This is a genomic window from Planctomycetaceae bacterium (genome assembly GCA_041398825.1).
Lineage (GTDB): Bacteria > Planctomycetota > Planctomycetia > Planctomycetales > Planctomycetaceae > F1-80-MAGs062.
In genome coordinates this window covers 222,193-241,387 of sequence record JAWKTX010000002.1, presented here as the reverse complement: position 1 = coordinate 241,387, position 19,195 = coordinate 222,193, and the positions used below count along the sequence as shown (strand labels likewise).

Genomic DNA, 19,195 nt, shown 5'->3' with positions numbered 1-19,195 from the left:
TTGACCTGAACGGCTGATTTCAGCAAGATCCGCCGGTTTTCCGCCGTTGTTGAGTCCACCAATCAGCACTGGCCCATTCTCACTCTCTTCTCAAAACAGTTGTCATTTTCCGACGTTCGCCAGTGCGGACGGAAAACAGACCTCACACGTGAACTCATGACGGCGCCACAGAAACCGGATCGATTCGAACTTGCACGACTTGAGAAGCTCGAAAAAATCGAGTCTCTTGGCCAGGATCCGTGGGGACAGCGATTCGACAACCACACAGGGATCGCAACGGCGAGAGAGCAGGTTCCCGCCGAAGCGGGCGTCAACGGCCCCACCGTGCGAATTGCCGGCCGCATCATGTTGCGTCGTAAGGCTGGCAAGCTTCGGTTTTACGATATCAAGGATCAGACGGGACGCATTCAGCTGCTGTTCTCCCGCGGCGACCTGAGCGACCAGCAATGGGAACTGATGGGCGCGCTGGATCTGGGTGACCTGATCGGGATCGATGGTACAACCTGGCGAACTGATGCGGGTGAACCGTCGGTTAAGGTCTCGGAATTGACCGTGTTATGTAAATCACTGGCTCAGCCGCCGGAGAAGTTCCATTCGGTCCAGGATGTTGAAACACTTCTCCGCCAGCGGTATCTGGACCTCATCTACAACGACGGTGTCCTGGATCGAATGCTGCAACGTTCTGCAATCATCGATTCAGTTCGTCAGACACTTCGCGGTGAAAAGTTCAATGAGGTTGAAACGCCTGTGTTACACGCCGTGGCCGGAGGAGCTGCGGCAAGGCCCTTCATCACGCACCATAACACGCTGGATATGGAGCTTTATCTTCGGATCGCACTTGAACTGCATCTGAAGCGGTTGATGGTTGGCGGCATCGAGCGGGTCTTTGAGATTGGTCGCGTTTTTCGAAACGAAGGCGTGGACGCGACGCATAATCCCGAATTCACGATGATTGAGATCTACCAGGCTTATGGAGATTATCGGTCAATGATGGATCTGACCGAAAAGATCGTCACGAATGCGGCCAAAGCAATCAGAGATTCGCTGATCATACCATGGGGTGAAGAGGGCGACTCTGTGGATTTGACACCTCCCTGGCCTCGACGAACCTACGCCGACCTGTTTCTGGAACATGCAGGCTGCGACATGACAAATGCCAGCGCTGTAGAAGCCAAAGCCCGATCGCTGGGGATCGACACAACCGGAATGCACCCGGATGTCGTTGTGAGCGAAGTGTTCGAAGCCACGGTGGAAGACAATCTGAAGGGTCCCATCTTTGTAATTGACTACCCGGCAGCCATTTGTCCGCTGACCAAGCGAAAGCAGGACAATCCGGCCATTGCCGAACGCTTCGAACTGTTTGTGCGGGGGATGGAACTGGCAAACGCCTACACAGAACTCAACGATCCTCGACTGCAGGAAAAACTGTTCCTGACTCAACTGGAAGGTCAGGATGAAGAAGATTCGATGGCAAAAATGGACCACGACTTCGTCAAAGCATTAAAAGTAGGGATGCCTCCAGCGGGTGGACTGGGAATTGGAATCGACCGTCTGGTGATGTTGCTGACGAACAGCCGCAGCATCCGCGATATCATTTTCTTCCCGCTTCTGCGGCACGAAAATGAAGGTGGAAAAGACAAGCAGGAAGACAAGAAACAGGATTAATCCGGGAAAGCTGATTTCCCGGGGCAACGGAGTGCCAACTATGTACAAGCTGCTGCTTTGTGTTCGTTATCTTCGAACCAAATACATTGCCCTCGCCTGCATCATCAGCGTCATGCTGGGTGTTGCCACGATGATCGTGGTGAACAGTGTGATGGCTGGTTTTGCGAATGAGATGCGAGACCGCCTTCACAACTTCCTGGCGGATATCGTTGTTGAATCCAAGAGCATGGACGGAATCGCTGACAGCCAGAGCCAAATGCAGATTGTGCGCGAAGCTGCCGGTGATTATATCGCCGCGATGACGCCCACAGTAGAAGTACCCGGCATGATTTCATGCACTGACCCCTGGAGTGGCGAGATGTTCGTTGCTCAGGTCAGCATCGTTGGCATTGATCCGGCAGGTAAGGCACAGGTAGGCCCGCTACAGGACTATCTGGACAGCTACAACGCGGTCATCGAGGACGGAGTTGTCACCCGGCCGGCTCTGCGTTCGCCGGACACGCCACTGGGATGGACACTCACCCCGGAAGCGATTGAATATCGTCGGCAGGTGAAGGAGCTGAATTCAATGCAGCTTCAACAGCGATCAATCACGCCAACGTTCGACCATCTGCCCCAAACCAACTCAGATCCCGGGGACAATCTTCAGGCAGCAGTCGAAGAACCCACATTCGATCTGGCAGGCGACAGTACCACGCCGGTGAACATCGCCAGGGCTTCGGATGCCGTGAGCGATGCTTCAACGGAAATGACGCCAGGTTCCGCTGCGGCCGAGTCGCCGATTGATCTCCCGTTCGACGAACATTTTGATATCCCCGATGCAGCGATTTCCACCGAGCCGCTCGCCGCTCGGGTCTATCTCGGTGAAGGTATTGTCAGCTTCCAGGTCCTCAACCCTGAAACCAAGAAGCTTCAGAAGGTCATGATGGTGAATCCCGGCGACGACGTCATTCTTTCGACGGTCAAAGCAAGTCAGCCACCTGATGTCGTCAAATTTACAGCGACTGTCTCTGATATCTTTCGCAGTGGAATGAGCGAATATGATTCCAGCATCGTGTTGATGAATCTTGAAGAACTCCAGCGTAATCGCGCAATGATCGTGGATGGAGTCGACCATATTTCGGCCATCCATATTCGACTGAAGGACTACCAGGATGCTGCACAGGTTGTCGCGAAACTGAAGGCCGCCTTCCCGCCGTTCGCCGTCAGCATACGAACCTGGGAAGAAAAGCAGAGCCTTTTGCTGTCCGCCGTGGAAGTTGAAACCGCCATCCTGAATGTACTTCTGTTTCTTATCATTGCGGTTGCTGGTTTTGGAATTCTGGCAATCTTCTTCATGATCGTTGTCGAAAAGACACGCGACATCGGGATCCTGAAGTCCCTGGGCGCCAGCAGTCAGGGCGTGATGTCAATCTTCCTGTCCTATGGTCTGGGCCTGGGAATCGTTGGCAGCCTTGCCGGAGTGATGATCGGGCTGTTCTTTGTGCACTACATCAACGAAATCGAAGACGGATTGAGCTGGCTGACGGGTCGACGCGTCTTCGACGAAAAGATCTATTACTTTCATGAGATCCCCACTCAGGTTAATCCCATGATGGTGTTCTGGGTGGCTCTTGGCGCCATCGCGATTGCCGTTCTGGCGAGCGTATTGCCGGCCCGTCGAGCTTCACGCCTGCATCCCGTGCGTGCTCTCCGATACGAATAGTCTGATCTGCGGAATCGCATCCGCGCGTTCTTCTGTGATCGAACTTCTGCCGCAGATGAGTCTTCCATCATGAACGAAACCATAAAGATGACAACGCCGCTGATCTCCGCCGACGCCATCACAAAGTCCTATGTCAAAGGCGAACATAAGGTGCCGGTTCTGCGTGGAGCCGGCCTGAAAGCCAACCGCGGGGAATTTATCTCCGTGGTCGGCCAGAGTGGCTCCGGGAAAAGCACACTGCTTCATGTCATGGGGCTTCTGGATGCACCAGATATTGGCGAAGTCATGCTGCAGGGAAAACGGATCGACAACTTGTCGCAGCACGCTCGTGATCAGCTGCGCAATCATGTGTTTGGTTTTATCTTTCAGTTCTATCATCTGCTGCCGGAACTCACGCTGCTCGAAAACGTGATGACACCGCTGATGATCCGATACTCTCTGCTGGACTACTGGCGCAAACGCCGAGAAATCCGGGAGATGGCGATGGACATGATTCAGCAGGTTGGGCTGGAGCACCGTATCAAACATCGTCCCTCCGAAATGTCAGGCGGCGAAATGCAGCGAGGTGCCATCGCACGGGCCCTTGTGGGCAAGCCGGAGATTCTTCTGGCCGATGAGCCAACCGGAAATCTGGATGCGTCAACAGGCGGCGAGATTATGGACATTCTGAATCGACTGAATCAGGACAGTCAGCTGACCATTGTGATGGTTACACACGACGAAAGCATCGCCGCGCAGGCCCATCGCATCGTTCGACTGGCGCAGGGGCAGATTCAGACGGTGTCACACGAAGAAGCTGCCTGAACACGACTCCGGGGGGCCGTATCGGTCGGCTGATATGAATTTCGTTGGCAATGATGCGCTTCGAGCGGCGTGTTTCTTTGCGGCCTGTTCGAGCCCATCTTTGGCTGGACCTGCGAACAAACGGCTCACTGAGTTTGGAATTCCTCCCGCATTGCGTATTCTTACAGCAGTCTTTGTTGTTCGAATTGATGCATGATGGCAGGAGTGTTCCGTTGCTTGTTCGAAACCTGTTTGTTCGACACCTGTTTGCGCGTTTGTCTTCAGTTGCTGCCATCGGAATGGCCACGGCATTCGTGATGGTCTCCGGATGCCAGCCGTCCACAAGCCAAAAAACGACTGAAGTTTCGGCCGAACCTGCGGCACAGGAAAAAGAGATCTCATCAAAACTTGAGGCACTTGGTGCAAAGCTTCAGCGCGAAGCTGGTTTCATCATTGACGTTGATCTTCGAGGTACAGAATCCAGCGATGAAACGCTGCCGATACTTCAACCCCTTGAACGTCTTCGATCTCTGCATCTGGACAAACTTCCCATTTCAGACTCCGGCATCGCAACGATCGGAAGTTTCAAAGGCCCGCTCGCGAATCTGGATATCCGAAACTGCGCTATCACCGACGCGGCTATGGAGACACTGTCGGGGATCACGACGCTGAAGGCCATCCGCTTGTCCGGCGAAAGCAGCGCGACATCGGTGGGTGATGACGGAGTTGCCAAACTGGCGACATTAAAGAATCTGAAAGTCCTGGCAGTTGATGACCTGTGGGTCAGCGGCACAGCACTGGAAGCCCTGGCTGGGTTGTCGAGCATCGAAGAACTGTATTTGAAGAGTACGCTGGTGGACGACGACGCAATGACCATGGTCGCACGATTTCCAAACCTGAAGAAACTTCGAATCTCAAAAACACAGGTCAGCAACGACGGGCTTCAACATTTGACAGCCTGCAAAAAACTGGAAGATCTGGACCTGAGCGAAAACTCATTGCTGGATGACCAGGGGATGGCAATTGTCGGGCAGATGACTTCACTGAAGAAGCTGAACCTCTGGCGCGATGCAATCAGTGATACGGGGCTTCAGCACTTGTCGCCACTTGTCAATCTGGCATGGCTGAACGTGGACAACACGCAGGTGTCCGATGCTGGCCTGCCCGCACTGAAAGACATGAGCCAGCTGACCTTCCTTCATCTGGGTTCAACCTCTGTTTCGGATGCTGGCATGCCATCACTCGAACACCTGACTCAACTTAAAGACCTGAAAGTGACACGAACCGCTGTCACTGAAGAGGGAGTTCAGGCATTGCAAATGAAATTGCCGAACACCGCCATTCAGCTGAAGTACATCGAAGGTGAATAGAAACTTTGGGCGCACGTGGATTCTCATGCTGTCGCTCCTCGCATGCCAGGTGTTTGCGAGTCAGGCTATGGCAACGGACGAAACGTTCTGTCCAGGAAGCCCAGAAGACGACGGCCGTCGTAATCCGGACGCGACTGCCCATTCCGTTCCAAAACCAGCGGTTCCGGAAACAGCGTGGCTCCACGAATGCCTGCGTCGTGGTACCGTACGCATCATCAGCCGAAACGATCGTGCTTCCGGAGTTCTGATCAATCGCGAGGGGATCATCCTCACGGTTGCCCACGGAGTACCGGAACCGACGCCAGGCCAGGAAGCGCCGATGGTTCGTGTAGTATTGCCGCAGCATCAAGTTGCAATTGCGACCATACGACACCGAGACAGTCACTGTGATCTGGCGGTGCTGCAGTTAGCCGATCCGTCGGTGATCGGCCAATTCGACATGCAGCCCATCCCTCTCGCGATGGAAATGCCAGTCTCGCCGCCGGAGGGGCCTGGTACGTTTGTGCTCAGTTCAGGTCTTCCGGCTCGAGAACCAAATCATTCTTCGACTGTGGTTCGCCTGGGAACCATCACGCATCAAACAGAACGTTCATTCCGAACGACGTGTGCGTTATCTGTGGGAGATTCGGGAGGCCCCGTGATCAATCTGCGGGGGCAGTTGCTGGGAGTCCATCGCCAAATTGGCTTCGATCTGACCAGTAATCACCACGTGACTCTGGAAGTCGTCCGACAATTTCTGACTGATTCAAAAGTCGCCAGCGTGCCCCGGGAAATCCCGGGCCAGGCAGAACGAAACTTATCAGAAGAACTCGAGCGGGCACTCAACCATCTGCCATCTGAACTTCACACACTTGCACAAGATCGCACTGTGATTGTCGAAACGCGTACAAAGGACACAGAAGATCACAGCGATGCCGTTCGTGATCAGCAACGGTGGAAACGCGTCGGGCTTGGAACACGGCTCGGTAACGGCCTGGTAGCAACCAAACGTTCGCTGCTGGATGACCATGGTATCGTGGTTCGGGACGAAGTTCCCCGGCATTTCATACGTTGCGTCGGTCGCCATGGAAAGAGATTCTCGGCACGTGTTGTGGCAACTGATCAGGCGACCGACATTACGATCCTTCGATTGGATATCTCTGACGACGATCGAATGCAGCCGCTGCCGAATCCGGAATCCATCTTCGTCGATCACCCTGTCGCGGCAACGCTTCAACCGGATAGCACTCTGAAGCTCGGATGGTTGTCTCGAACAATGCATGACGAACCAGCCGCGGAGGGAAAGTTCGGAATGCGTTTTTCGCTTTCCGACAAAGCGGAGATCGTTGTCGAGAGTGTCAGTCCCAACAGCACGGGAACCGATGCAATGATTCGAACAGGTGACCGCATTCATGCTATCAATGGGCAGACGTTGAGCGGATTTGAAGATGTCGAACGCATTCACCAGTCAAACCAGCCGGGAGACTGGCTGCAGTTTGATTTGTGGCGAAACGGTCAGGCACGAACCACCGGGGCGAGAATGGGTAGTGATCCCGGAGCGATGTTTCATCGAGCAGAATTTCTGGATGGCCGTGTGGGTCCATTGAGTGAGCGACGAACTGGTTTTCGCCAGATCATGCAATGTGACATCCCTGTGCAGCCTGACGATTGCGGCGGACCATTGATCGATGCCCGTGGCCGCATTATCGGCGTCATCATTGCACGCCGTGCGCGCGAGTCGACGCTGGTCCTGCCAATTCAGTCTGTTGTCGACCGGATCCCGGCCCAGTAACGTTTTGCGGGGGAGGAACTCATGGCACGTACAGGTCCCGCCAACCAACCTGCATTTGGTGACGACGGGCCTGTGGTCATCCGGATGTATGACCAGCCAACGACGGCAGAAATAGATGCTGCCATCCTGAGGTCGTCCGGCATACCCGTTCAGACGACCGGCACCGAACTGGCAGATTCCCTGAACTATTACGGTCTGGCCGTTCGCAGAATTGAGCTGTTGGTTCCGGAAAGCCGTGCACAAGAAGCAATTCAGGTACTTCGCGAGGCCCGGGTGAATGATGTTGAAGCGACCGAATGGCAGTGTTCTGCCTGCGATGAAATCAACGCCCGGACATTTGATGAATGCTGGAACTGCGGCAAGTTGCGGGGTACTGACGACCGGGAGGTAACAGCACCGCTGCAGGAAGACGGGACGAGTATTTCCCTGCCGGATGTCATCGAGACGGAACGGTCTGAGAATCCCTACGCTGCACCAATAGTGCAGATTGCAAATCAACCGGTGGTTGAAAATGCCGAAACGAAAAAGCTGACTGAACGAGCAACCAGATCGCTGTTGCTGTCCCCCGCATTTCCACCTCTGCTGCTTTATGCACTCTACGTTTCGGCATCGTCGTTGATTTCAATTGCCAGTGGACAACTGGAGGCGAGCCCACCTCAGCGGCGGCGGCTGTCATTGATCGTTTTCACCAGTGGCATCCTGTTCATTCTGATGACACTGCTGAGTCTTGCGATATTCTGATGATACGGATGCGGTTGTTCATAGCGGCTATGGCGATCATGCGTTCCTGTTGCTGATTCACCACACAACCGGCGTGACCCCTACAGATTTCGGCCGATGAGTGCTCAGAGCCTGAAGTACCGTTGAACTTAACGTTGTCGATGCATCCAGGTGATAGGCTCTTCTTGTCACACGCCGGGCGCCGGCGGCGCGTTAATTCGCTGGATGTATTGAACAGAGTTCCCTTCAGGCTGCGGTGAAGCAGACTTTTCCTTTCGGAGCACTATTCGGCATGGACCCCAGTCACCTGCAGGAACTCGTTGAACTCGAAGACAATTACTGGTGGCACGTTGCGAAACGCAAACTCGTCACACGTTTACTTCGCAAACATTGCCCGCCCCCCGGTCGGCTGGTCGAAGGTGGCATCGGGTCGGGACGTAATCTCGTCGAATTCAACGAGATGGGCTACGACGTCACCGGGTTTGACCTGATGCCCGAATCAGTCGAGCACGTTCGAAACCGCGGCATTGAAGATGTTCGCGTGCATGATCTTGGCCAGCCATGGCCGGTCGAACCGCAATCGCTTCGTGCTGTCGTCCTGCTGGATGTGCTTGAGCACGTTGAGGATCCAGTGCAGGTTCTGAAGCATGTTCACGATTCGCTTGAAGACGATGGAGCGGTCATCATCACCGTACCCGCCCATCCATGGCTCTACAGTCGCTGGGATGAACAGCTCGGACATTTCCGCAGGTACACAATCGCGGAATTTCGGACTCACGCGCGAGAATCGCAGTTCCGTGTCCAGTGGCTGAACTACTGGAACAGCTTCACTTTGCCCGCAGCTCTCGCCGTGCGCGGATGGGAAAAACTGTTTCCCAGTCGTCACCAGCCGGATTTTCCCGAAGTATCGTCATTCACGAATCGTGCGCTGCTGACGGCGGCTGCCGCTGAGCGTTGGTGCCTGAACAGTATTGGTGTCCCGATGGGGCTGTCGCTTGTTGGAGTGCTGCGCAAATGACGTTTGACGTTCCGCAACGAGAGCTGGAAGCTGACGGTGCATTCGCCGTGTACTGCAATGATCGTGACCGACATTCATCAAAGATCTCGGCCGTGCTGCCGGTTTACAACGAAGTCGCGATCCTCAGGGAGTTGACCAGTCAACTGGTGAAGGCACTGGAGAAGAACTCCGCCGATTTTGAAATCGTTTACGTGAACGATGGATCAAGCGACGGATCGCGTGAATTGCTGGACCGACTGGCGATTGAAGACCATCGGATCGTTGTCGTTCATCTGGCGCGTAATTTTGGCCACCAGCCTGCCGTTCACGCAGGACTGGATTACGCCAGTGGCGATGTTGCCATCGTCATGGATTCGGACTTGCAGGATGATCCCCGTGCGATACCCGACTTTCTGACCGAGTGGGAATCGGGATTTGATGTGGTGTATGCCGAGCGATTCAATCGCAAGGAATCTCTGCCCAAACGACTGCTGTTCTACAGCTTCTATCGTGTGCTGAATGCCGTCTCATCGACTCCGATCCCTCAGGACGCTGGCAACTTTGGTCTGCTGGATCGCCGCGTGATCGATATTCTTCAGCAGCTTCCGGAACAGGATCGCTATTTCCCCGGCCTGCGAAGCTGGGCTGGCTTCCGTCAAACGGGAGTTCCAGTGGAACGGGCCGCTCGACATGATCAGCATCCGCGCGTCTCTCTGAAGGGCCTGTTTCGCCTGGCCAAAACAGCCATCCTTTCGTTCTCGGCATTCCCGCTTACATTCTTCTACGTGATCGCCGCCCTTTCTGCCTCCATCTGTGCAGCGTCGATCGGCTTCGTATTGTTTCACAAGCTGTTCACCGGGCTGGCAATACCCGGATGGACATCCGTCGTTACGCTCGCTTCGCTCTTTGGCACACTGAATGCGCTGGGGATCAGCATTCTTGGCGAATACGTAATTCGAATCTACGATCAGGTCCGCAGTCGGCCGGTGTACATTGCCGACTCTGTGCGCAACCGAAGCCGTCAGGGAATATTGACGGTGTCTCAGGAAACGGGACGGCATACACCTGAAAGTGTTGCCAGTGAATCCCGCACGGCATTGAAAGCGTATGCGGCGTTTGATGAAGGCAGCGTGAACGAATCAAACAACCAGTTACAGGCGGAGTATCAGAAGCTGGACCATATCGAGATGCTGCTGGAGCAACTGCATCGGGATTACCAGCAGGCACAGTCCAATTCAAAACCACTTGAAAGTATTAAGCGAGACTGACAATGAAGGTCACGATGATAGGTACCGGCTATGTAGGGCTGGTGACAGGAACGTGTTTCGCCGAAAGCGGCAATGATGTCACGTGTCTTGATGTCGATGCCCGTAAAGTCGATCTCCTCAATAATGGTGGAGTGCCCATTTACGAACCAGGACTGGAAGAACTGGTCAAACGGAATGCGGCTGCGGGTCGACTCAAGTTTACAACCGACTACCAGCAGGCGATCAGCGATGCAAAATGCGTTTTCATCTGCGTGGGGACGCCTCAGGACGAAAACGGTGCGGCCGATCTGAAATACGTTCAGAGTGCGGCGGAAGGCATGGCTCCTTACCTGAAGTCAGGAGCCGTCGTTATCTGCAAGAGTACCGTCCCTGTTGGAACCAATCGTCAGGTAGCCAACTGGATCAAGGCAAAAACAGAGACGCCATTTTATTCGGCATCGAATCCGGAATTTCTGAAGGAAGGTGCCGCGATCGACGACTTCACCAAACCAGACAGGGTTGTCGTGGGTGTCGACGAGGAAGAAGCATCAGATGTGCTTCATGAACTGTATAAGCCGTTCCTGCGCACCGAAAAGCCGTTTATCAGCATGGGTATTGAAAGTGCTGAGATGGTCAAGTACGCCGCCAACTGCATGCTGGCCACCAAGATCAGCTTTATCAACGAGATCGCAAACATCTGCGAACGGGTTGGTGCGGATATCAACGACGTCCGCAAAGGCATGGGGCATGACGCCCGGATCGGGTTTGCATTTATGTTCCCGGGAGTCGGTTATGGCGGGTCCTGCTTTCCCAAAGACGTTCGCGCACTTGCGTCAGTTGCGGCGGCCAATGATGTGGAAGCTCGAATCCTTCGAACCGTGGACGAAACAAACAATCATCAGAAGCACGTTCTGTTCAAGAAGATCTCCAGTTACTTTGGCGACCTGAAGGACCGAACGGTGGCCATTTGGGGACTTTCATTCAAACCTCGAACGGACGATATTCGCGAAGCCCCGTCACTGGTTCTCATTGAAAGCCTTCTGGACGCTGGCGCGTCGGTTCGTGTTCACGATCCGGTAGCCGAAGAAAACGTTCGTCAGGTTATGGGCGATCGCATCACCTACTGCAAGCATCACTATGATGCCTGCGAAAATGCCGACTGCATCGCAATCGTCACGGAATGGAATGAATTCCGGAATCCGGATTTCGACTACGTGAAGCTGAAAATGAAATCCCCGGTGATCTTTGACGGACGAAATCTGTACGACCGCCAGAAAATGGCACGTCGCGGCTTCTACTACTCCGGCATTGGACTCAGTGCCCTGCCTGTGCCTGAAGCATAGCTCATCTGTTTCTGAACTCACCCACACGAAATTACCATCCCGAAGCCGGACGATTGCACACCGCAATTGTCCGGCTTTTCTTTTTGCAGACAACTTCTCCCCGGAAGCGACAATGATGGCAAGGCGGCTGCCAGGACCCCCATTTTCGCAAAAGTTCTCTCGTTCGGCGTGAGAATCAGCCGTCGGGGCGTGTCTCGGATTTCGAAAGTTGCGGAATCGCCTCTCAATTACGGCTGGAAATGGCTACGAAGTGGTATGGGGGCATCTCATTCTGGAAACAGTTACGACATTCCACTTTACTCCCCAAACAGAATGTCCAGAATGCCGACAGCGGGCCACTTTACTTTTGGATTGGCCCATGCGTGGCATGAAACTCGGGTTGAGCCATTCAACGCGAACTTAATTGGTCTCCGCTCTAAGACGACTTCGATCATGAAATCCGAACTTCTGATGCCTGCGGGCTCACTCGATAAGCTGAAGGTAGCCGTTCTGTACGGGGCCGATGCAGTCTATCTGGGCACACCGGACATGAGCCTGCGCACCAAGTCCGACTTTTCGCTGCAGGATGTTCTGGAAGGGGTTGAATTCGCTCACCAACATAATGTGCGGGTTTACCTGACTCTCAATTTGTTCGCCCACAACAAGGACGTATCCAAGCTGGATACGTTCATAGATACCGTCAAGACGGTCAATCCCGATGGCTTGATTATCGCCGACCCGGGGGTCTTCGAATACGTTCGTGAACGTGCACCGGAAATTCCCCTGCACGTATCGACTCAGGCAAACGTCTGTTCGTCGCTGTCGGTGCGATTCTGGCAGAATCAGGGCGCGAAGCTGGTGGTCCTCGCTCGCGAGGTGTCGTTTGCAGAGCTCACCCAGATTCGACACGACTGCCCGGACATCAAGCTGGAAGCGTTTGTGCATGGCACCATGTGTATGACCTATTCCGGTCGCTGTCTGCTCTCAAACTTCATGTCCGAACGAGGAGCCAATCAGGGCAACTGCGCGAACAGTTGTCGATGGGACTATAAAGTTCATCTGAAGCTGAACGACGGCACCGTTCAGGAACTGACAATCGATGACAGTAATCGTGACATGTTTCAGTTCCTGCTGGAAGAGGGCGTTCGGCCCGGCGAGCTGATGCCGATCGAAGAAGACTCACGCGGTTCCTACATTCTGAACAGTAAGGATCTGTGCCTGCTTCCAAAGCTGGACGAGTACCTGAGACTGGGGGTTGATTCGTTCAAGGTCGAAGGGCGCGGCAAGAGCGTTTACTACGTGGCAGTCGTCGCGCGCGCTTATCGAAAGGCAATGGATGCCTGGGCGGCCGATCCCGACAACTGGGATCCAAAGCCCTTCATGGATGAACTGGACCGGGTTCCTTCGAGAGGTTACACGCTGGCGTTTCATGACGGACAGCTCACCAATCTGGCACACGGCTATCAGCACACCGGACAGGTATCAGATGCTGTCTTCGCCGGCTACATTTGTGAATACACCGACGATGGTTTTCTGGTGGACGTTCGCAATCGACTGGATCCCGGTGATGTTCTTGAGTTTGTTCTTCCGGGCGAGAACATCCAGAGTTCGTTCTATGATGTCCGACTGCGGTTGTACGAATTTGAACTTGAAGGAATGCCCGATCCGGTTGAAGTTGTCCACCCCGGGCAGCCAAGAAAACTGAAGATTCGCTGGTCGCAGTTCGAACAGGAAGATCAGGCCACGCTGCCCGCACGCATGCCCCTGTTGACGGTGATTCGCAAGGAAAAACCGCTGACCGAAACGGAAGCCGCTCGACTCCGTCTGGACAAAACAGCGCGGCGAATGGAACTGTCAGGCAGCAGCTGTTGTGGCGACAACACCTCGTGTGGAAGCGGCGATTCTTCGTGCGGTTCAGCCAGTCCCGATCTGCAGTTGTACCAGTTGCAGCAGGTGAAGCTTTCCGAAGCGCGCGATGCCGAAAACGCTCCGTCAGAACCAAAGTCGCTTCGCACAGGAAATCCCGGTTGCTGTGGACGCGGCTGCAACGGATGCCTTGTCTTCTGGCATGATCCGGCGTACGCCAAAGGCCGGGAATTGATGCAGCAAAAGAAGATCGGCGAAATGCTTAACCATAACGCTCTGCGTGAAACCGTTGGTGGACGCCCATAGGAATCAGCACAGACAACGTCGCCGCCATATGACCGGACGACGCATCGCAATGAAACTGCTCCGTCTTCAGACCGAGCATCAATTCGTTCTTTTAGCCGAGGTGCCATCAGACCTTCGGTATGGTTTCGTTTCCTCGCTTCGTGACAGGCCTTGCCTGCAACACAGGGGTCGGTTATCGCGAGCACCGGGACAAGGAACCAATGTCAAAATGATGGGACCGAAGGGAATCCTGTCGTCGAAAACACGTTGCCGACCTTCTACACTCCCCCTGGCGATATCATTCTCGCTCGAAGAGTTTACGTTTGGGAGTCAAGCTGCCGTGTCAGTAGAAGAATCTGTTGTTTCGCCCCAATCGGACGAACCTCGTGCGGAAATTACGCCGCGAGTCATCGTTCTGGGATTGCTGTTGTCCGTCATCATGGGCGCTGCCAACGTTTATGTTGGTCTGAAAGCTGGTATGACGGTGTCCGCATCGATACCGGCCGCAGTGATGGCAATGATGTTTTTCCGGCTGCTGTTTCGAAATTCAACGATCCGCGAAGCGAATCAGGTGCAGACCTGCGCCTCGGCCGGGGAATCGCTGGCCGCAGGAATTATCTTCACTATGCCGGCAATGGTTCTGATCGGCTACTGGACCAGCTTCGACTACTGGACCATCACGATTATCGCGTTCACTGGCGGTTTGATGGGAATCCTTTTCATGATTCCGATGCGTCGAGTTTTTGTCGTCGACAACGACGAACTTGCTTATCCCGAAGGCGTTGCCTGCGCGGCCGTTTTGAAGGCTGGCGAAAATGCAGAAGAGGATTCCGGTGCGGGGAAAAGCTTAATTCTTGGAGGACTCCTCGGGACGGCCTTCAAACTGATGGGCGGTTTCCTGGGTTTAATTGCCGGGTCACTGGAAACTGCCAGGGTTGTAGGCACACGGATCTTTTATATCGGTGGCGATTTGTCACCAATGCTCGTAGCCGTGGGTTTTATCGTCCGACTGAATGTGGCCGTTCTGATTTTTCTCGGCGGAGCTCTGTCGTGGTTAATTGGGATCCCAATTATTGGTGGGGCGATTGCAGAGGAATCCGCCGTCGATCAGGCGTATTCAATCTGGAGTTCGCAGGTGCGTTATGTCGGCGTCGGTGCAATGGTGCTGGGCGGATTCGCATCGTTATACAATGTCAGAGCCGGGTTGATCGCTGCCGTTCGTGAATTATGGTCAGGAATGACCGGCAACCAACAGCCTGCCGACGCATCTCAGCGAGACATCCCTTCCCGGGTGATCCTTCTTCTGGCTGCCTTGTGCGTCTTTCTGCTTGCAGGTGTCAATTATTCGTTTACGAAAGGGGTCAGCATCACTGCACTGTCCACCATCGTCATGGTGGTGCTTGGATTCTTCTTCACAGCGGTCGCCAGCTACATCGTGGGCGTCGTCGGGAATTCCAATAGTCCGGTGTCCGGGATGACAATTACAGCGGTTCTTGTTGCAGGCGGAATGTTATATCTCGCGGGATTTCGAGGGCCTGAAGCGATGGTCGCGACTCTTGGAATCGCTGGAATTGTTTGCTGCGTGGCGTGTACCAGCGGAGACGTTTGCAACGACCTGAAGACAGGGTCTCTGGTTGGGGCTTCTCCGATCGGCCAGCAAATGATGCAAATTGCAGGCGTCACTGTCGCAGCTTTTACGATCGCTCCTGTGCTGAACTTGCTTCACAGCAATACGCCGGGCGGAATTGGAGGTCCCGAACTCTCCGCGCCGCAGGCCAGCTTATTTGCAGAACTAGCTCGCGGATTCGCAGGCGAAGGGGAACTTCGTTGGGATCTGATTGCGGTCGGAATCGGTGTGGGGGCAGTCATCCTGTTGATTGACCACAGACTCAAATCAGCCAACGCAAAGTTTCGCGCATACCTGATGCCAATTGCCGTGGGAATGTATCTGCCATTCGGGCTGGCCATTCCAATCCTGTTCGGCGGCCTGCTGGCACACTTCTATTCGCGAGGCAAACCTGAAGCAGAACACGACGCCATTCTTCATCGAGGCGTTCTGTTTTCGTCCGGCGTCATCGCTGGAGAGGCCCTGACGGCAGTGGGGATCGCAGTGTTCGCAGCATTCGGAGTCGCCTCCGTGGACCTTGGACTGTCGGCAGAAACCATCACAACACTCTCCGTCGTCTCAGCGGTTGTCGCAGTCGTCATGTTTGCCGGCCTGTGCAAGCCTCACAAGAACTATTGAATGATTCGAGCTTGCGTCTGATGAAGTCGATCGGGCTGTTGCTGGCGGTCAGCACGGTGCCCATGGAACATCGCAAGCAGCGCAGAAACAACCCGATCCTTTTCGGATCGGGTTGCCGTATTTTGCGAATGTCGCTCCGTGACCGGCGCTATTTCTTGCCGCTGGCGTAGCGGACATTATTGGCATCTGCCTCGACTCCATCACGAGTCCCGAACGCGACCTGTGTCGGCAATTGGCGACGGTACATTCCCGGGGGAATCATTTCTGCCCTGGCAACGTCAGTCTTCAGATCACCATTCTGAAACGGGCCAACCCCAAGAACGTGCCAGTTATTGTCATCCGACTGGGCCATGGCCATTCCACCATCACCCAGCACCTGACGGCTTCTGGCATCGTAAATCACAAGTCCAAGCTTCGAGTAGCCAAACTGTGTTTTTCGTTCGACCAAGCGAACCTCAGGAATCGTCAGCATTCCGGGCAATGCGATTTCCGGCGTCCCAAGAAAGGACTCCGATGTATCGGTGCCAACGCCACCACTTCTGAGCTCCATCACGACATCGGCATCATCAGCACTGGGCAGCAAAGTGCCACCAGCTCTCATGATGCGATGACGCACAGAGCCGACAACGTAAGGCTTGTCGATGCAATCAAGATATTTTTCTTCAAGGAATACTCGCTGCCCGTACAATGGCGTGAAGTCAACCTTGTCCAGCGACTGATCAACAGCATTCGACAGGAGCATCTGCTCTTTTGCTGTGCGGGCAGTGTTCGATGTAGCCGTTGAAGAACAGCCAAAACCAGATATGAGGAAAGCGGTGGCCACTAAGAGACCGGTTGGCCGAAGTTTCATTGTCAATCCTTTGAACGTTTGGGCATCGAGGCTGAATCTGGCCCTGTTCAGCAATCCTGAAGTTGAACGCCGCAGTAAGCTTTTGGAATTCAATTCAGTGGTATATCGCGACTAACCTACGATCAGCAATCCCTGTTGACTGCTTCTGATCGTGCGACTGTCCCAAAGTCCCGGCAATCCTTCGACGACGACGTTTTTGAGGCGTTCCTGCGGCATTATCTGCCGTTACTCAGTTACTTCTGCCATGAACCAGGGCCGATTGTCGGTCTCAGTGCCGCTGCGGCCGTGGCAGAACTTATTGTCTGCCTGCCACTGTCTGGTCGCGTGGCCTCGCGTTAAGAATTTAAGCCGCTCGGCGTGACTCGCTGGAATCTGTGGAGATCCTGGAATTGTCTTCGACGATGCGAGCAGTCACCTGCCACAAGACTTCGCGGATTTGTTCGCGACTTGTCATCAGATGGCTGCGCAGGTTTTCCAGTTCATCTTCAATCCAACCTGTGTTCTGAATCTGTTGACGTGGTGCCCGAAAAATCTTCTCGTGCACTCGGCTGGCGGTTCCTTCGCTTTCGTAGAACAACTCTTCGTACAGTTTCTCGCCCGGTCTCAGACCTGTGATCACGATATCAATGTCTTCCGGATACCGTTGCCCGGACAGCTGAATCATGTCGCGCGCCAGATCGACGATCCTGACCGGTTCCCCCATATCCAGAATCAGAACATCACCACCTTCTCCCAGCGCCGCAGATTGCAGAACCAGCTGAACCGCTTCCGGGATTGTCATGAAATACCGCTGCATGTCGGCATCGGTAACGGTCACCGGACCGCCTTCCTCAATCTGACGCCGAAACGTCGGAACGACGCTTCCCGCTGAATTCAACACGTTTCCGAATCGAACCGTTATGAAGCGAGTGCTCGATCTGGAAGCGACGCTATTCAGATACTGCTCCGCAATCAGTTTGGTCGCACCCATCACATTGGTTGGGCGCACGGCTTTGTCAGTGGAGATCATCACAAATCGATCGACAGAAAACTTGTGGGCCAGATCCACCAGAATCTTCGTGCCAAAGACATTGTTGCGGACAGCAGCCTGCGGATTATGCTCCATCAGCGGAACATGTTTATAGGCGGCTGCATGGAAGACAACAGCCGGGCGATGCAGCATGAAGACGCGCCGCATGGCTTCTTCATCGACAATGTCTTCCACCAGGTACTCGAGCTCCGGCGCGGGACAGTTCAGCGTCTTGATTTGCTGCTGAAATTCCTGCTCGATCTGAAAGATGCCGAATTCGGACTGATCCACCAGCACGATCTTGCGTGGCTGAAAATGAAGCAGCTGGCGGCAAACTTCCGAACCGATACTTCCAGCGGCCCCTGAAACCAGAATCACTCGATTGCGAAGGATTGAGCGAATGCCGTTCAGATCAAGAACGTTGGGTTCGCGACGCAGCAGGTCGTCAATGGTTACATCACGCATCCGAAGCTGAAATCGGCGGGCGGGAATTTCATCAACAGCCGGTACCAGGTGAGCTTCGATTCCAAGTTCCAGACAACTTCGAGTGACATCCCGGACTACTTTTCCGGGCAGATTCGAAGGCATCAGCACATGGTCCGCATGCGTTCGGCTGATCACACTGGCCAGTGCACCACCGTCGGTAAACGTGGGAACTCCTCCCACCAGACCCGCGGCACCTTTCGAATCGCTCACAATTCCCACAACTTTCAGTCGCGCAGAACCTGACTGGATGGCTGTCAGCAGGCTGACGGCATCGGTTGTACTGCCATAGATGAGGGCTCTTTCGATTCCAGGTCCCTGATGATTGATCAGGAAAGTGCGAAGCATGTTGGCAACCACTCGCAATGACGCCAGAGTTGCCGCAGAAAGCACAGTATCGATGGCAATTATCGACCGGGGGATATACGGCATCGTCGGCCGAGCCAGCTGCATGGCAGATATCAGGACTCCTGCGATGACACAGATGCCCGCTGACCAGGAAAGGTCGTGAATTGTCGAATATCGAAGATGCCTGCGCCAATCGCGCGAAAACAACACGATCCCCAGCTTCAGCAATACGACAATCAGAACGGTTTCCAGATACAGGCTGCGAGGATACGCGGCAAATTCGAAATCAAAACGCAACAGCACCGCGCCAAGGAACGTCGCCGCAAACACAGCAGCATAACAGCAGACGGCAATAGCCAGTCGAGCCATTGGAATGATCCTGACGTACGAAGAGTAGAGAGAGTTTGCAGTGAAACTGCGCGAGACTGGATCCGAAGCGACACCGACATGAGTTGTCGGACGCCCCATCAGAAATGAGAGGTTTTTCGTAGCTTCAGAACGAAGCAACGGAGGAGTCGGCGAAGTTTGC

General features: G+C 54.3%; 14 protein-coding genes. 12 read left to right on the top strand and 2 right to left on the bottom strand.

What is annotated here, in order from left to right; translation table 11 throughout:
• The first annotated feature begins 156 nt into the window (after positions 1–156).
• The 11 genes from lysS (at position 157) to R3C20_04800 (ending at position 15,976) form a co-directional block, all read left to right on the top strand.
• On the top strand, positions 157–1,665 hold the full coding sequence (lysS, locus tag R3C20_04850) for a lysine--tRNA ligase (GenBank protein MEZ6039810.1): 1,509 nt from the start codon (positions 157–159) through the stop codon (positions 1,663–1,665).
• Between the two features lie 40 nt (positions 1,666–1,705).
• Positions 1,706–3,370 carry an FtsX-like permease family protein gene (locus R3C20_04845; protein ID MEZ6039809.1) on the top strand — a complete coding sequence of 555 codons (1,665 nt, stop codon included), beginning with the start codon at positions 1,706–1,708 and terminating at the stop codon, positions 3,368–3,370.
• Positions 3,371–3,439: 69 nt separating this feature from the next.
• Positions 3,440–4,174: an ABC transporter ATP-binding protein gene (locus R3C20_04840; protein MEZ6039808.1), complete on the top strand. Its 735-nt coding sequence runs from the start codon at positions 3,440–3,442 to the stop codon at positions 4,172–4,174.
• Positions 4,175–4,224: 50 nt separating this feature from the next.
• Positions 4,225–5,523: a hypothetical protein gene (locus R3C20_04835; protein MEZ6039807.1), complete on the top strand. Its 1,299-nt coding sequence runs from the start codon at positions 4,225–4,227 to the stop codon at positions 5,521–5,523.
• Positions 5,516–7,294: a trypsin-like peptidase domain-containing protein gene (locus R3C20_04830; protein MEZ6039806.1), complete on the top strand. Its 1,779-nt coding sequence runs from the start codon at positions 5,516–5,518 to the stop codon at positions 7,292–7,294. Before R3C20_04835 ends, R3C20_04830 begins: the two co-directional genes overlap by 8 nt.
• A gap of 21 nt (positions 7,295–7,315) precedes the next feature.
• On the top strand, positions 7,316–8,035 hold the full coding sequence (locus R3C20_04825; protein ID MEZ6039805.1) for a hypothetical protein: 720 nt from the start codon (positions 7,316–7,318) through the stop codon (positions 8,033–8,035).
• Between the two features lie 271 nt (positions 8,036–8,306).
• Complete coding sequence (locus tag R3C20_04820; protein MEZ6039804.1) at positions 8,307–9,032, top strand: class I SAM-dependent methyltransferase; 726 nt, start codon at positions 8,307–8,309, stop codon at positions 9,030–9,032.
• Positions 9,029–10,279, top strand: a complete 1,251-nt coding sequence (locus R3C20_04815; protein ID MEZ6039803.1) for a glycosyltransferase family 2 protein — start codon at positions 9,029–9,031, stop codon at positions 10,277–10,279. Before R3C20_04820 ends, R3C20_04815 begins: the two co-directional genes overlap by 4 nt.
• 2 nt (positions 10,280–10,281) lie before the next feature.
• Complete coding sequence (locus R3C20_04810) at positions 10,282–11,601, top strand: UDP-glucose/GDP-mannose dehydrogenase family protein (GenBank protein ID MEZ6039802.1); 1,320 nt, start codon at positions 10,282–10,284, stop codon at positions 11,599–11,601.
• A gap of 432 nt (positions 11,602–12,033) precedes the next feature.
• The gene (locus R3C20_04805; protein ID MEZ6039801.1) at positions 12,034–13,752 is read left to right on the top strand and encodes a U32 family peptidase; all 1,719 of its coding nucleotides are present in this window, start codon (positions 12,034–12,036) and stop codon (positions 13,750–13,752) included.
• Between the two features lie 319 nt (positions 13,753–14,071).
• On the top strand, positions 14,072–15,976 hold the full coding sequence (locus tag R3C20_04800) for an oligopeptide transporter, OPT family (protein MEZ6039800.1): 1,905 nt from the start codon (positions 14,072–14,074) through the stop codon (positions 15,974–15,976).
• A gap of 148 nt (positions 15,977–16,124) precedes the next feature.
• Here R3C20_04800 and R3C20_04795 read toward each other — a convergent pair whose 3' ends face one another.
• Positions 16,125–16,826, bottom strand: coding sequence for a DUF6655 family protein (locus tag R3C20_04795; GenBank protein MEZ6039799.1), 702 nt, complete (start codon positions 16,824–16,826; stop codon positions 16,125–16,127).
• A gap of 135 nt (positions 16,827–16,961) precedes the next feature.
• Here R3C20_04795 and R3C20_04790 point away from each other — a divergent pair, with 135 nt between their 5' ends.
• Positions 16,962–17,165, top strand: a complete 204-nt coding sequence (locus R3C20_04790; GenBank protein ID MEZ6039798.1) for a hypothetical protein — start codon at positions 16,962–16,964, stop codon at positions 17,163–17,165.
• Positions 17,166–17,169: 4 nt separating this feature from the next.
• Here R3C20_04790 and R3C20_04785 read toward each other — a convergent pair whose 3' ends face one another.
• Complete coding sequence (locus R3C20_04785) at positions 17,170–19,035, bottom strand: nucleoside-diphosphate sugar epimerase/dehydratase (GenBank protein MEZ6039797.1); 1,866 nt, start codon at positions 19,033–19,035, stop codon at positions 17,170–17,172.
• Positions 19,036–19,195: the final 160 nt, after the last annotated feature.

Excerpts from the sequence above, each read along its gene's own strand:
- R3C20_04785 (MEZ6039797.1), bottom strand. The coding sequence starts at position 19,035 with ATGGCTCGACTGGCTATTGCCGTCTGCTGTTATGCTGCTGTGTTTGCG.
- R3C20_04835 (MEZ6039807.1), top strand. The coding sequence starts at position 4,225 with ATGATGCGCTTCGAGCGGCGTGTTTCTTTGCGGCCTGTTCGAGCCCAT.
- R3C20_04820 (MEZ6039804.1), top strand. The coding sequence starts at position 8,307 with ATGGACCCCAGTCACCTGCAGGAACTCGTTGAACTCGAAGACAATTAC.
- R3C20_04825 (MEZ6039805.1), top strand. The coding sequence starts at position 7,316 with ATGGCACGTACAGGTCCCGCCAACCAACCTGCATTTGGTGACGACGGG.
- R3C20_04840 (MEZ6039808.1), top strand. The coding sequence starts at position 3,440 with ATGAACGAAACCATAAAGATGACAACGCCGCTGATCTCCGCCGACGCC.
- R3C20_04810 (MEZ6039802.1), top strand. The coding sequence starts at position 10,282 with ATGAAGGTCACGATGATAGGTACCGGCTATGTAGGGCTGGTGACAGGA.
- lysS (MEZ6039810.1), top strand. The coding sequence starts at position 157 with ATGACGGCGCCACAGAAACCGGATCGATTCGAACTTGCACGACTTGAG.
- R3C20_04815 (MEZ6039803.1), top strand. The coding sequence starts at position 9,029 with ATGACGTTTGACGTTCCGCAACGAGAGCTGGAAGCTGACGGTGCATTC.
- R3C20_04845 (MEZ6039809.1), top strand. The coding sequence starts at position 1,706 with ATGTACAAGCTGCTGCTTTGTGTTCGTTATCTTCGAACCAAATACATT.
- R3C20_04795 (MEZ6039799.1), bottom strand. The coding sequence starts at position 16,826 with ATGAAACTTCGGCCAACCGGTCTCTTAGTGGCCACCGCTTTCCTCATA.
- R3C20_04805 (MEZ6039801.1), top strand. The coding sequence starts at position 12,034 with ATGAAATCCGAACTTCTGATGCCTGCGGGCTCACTCGATAAGCTGAAG.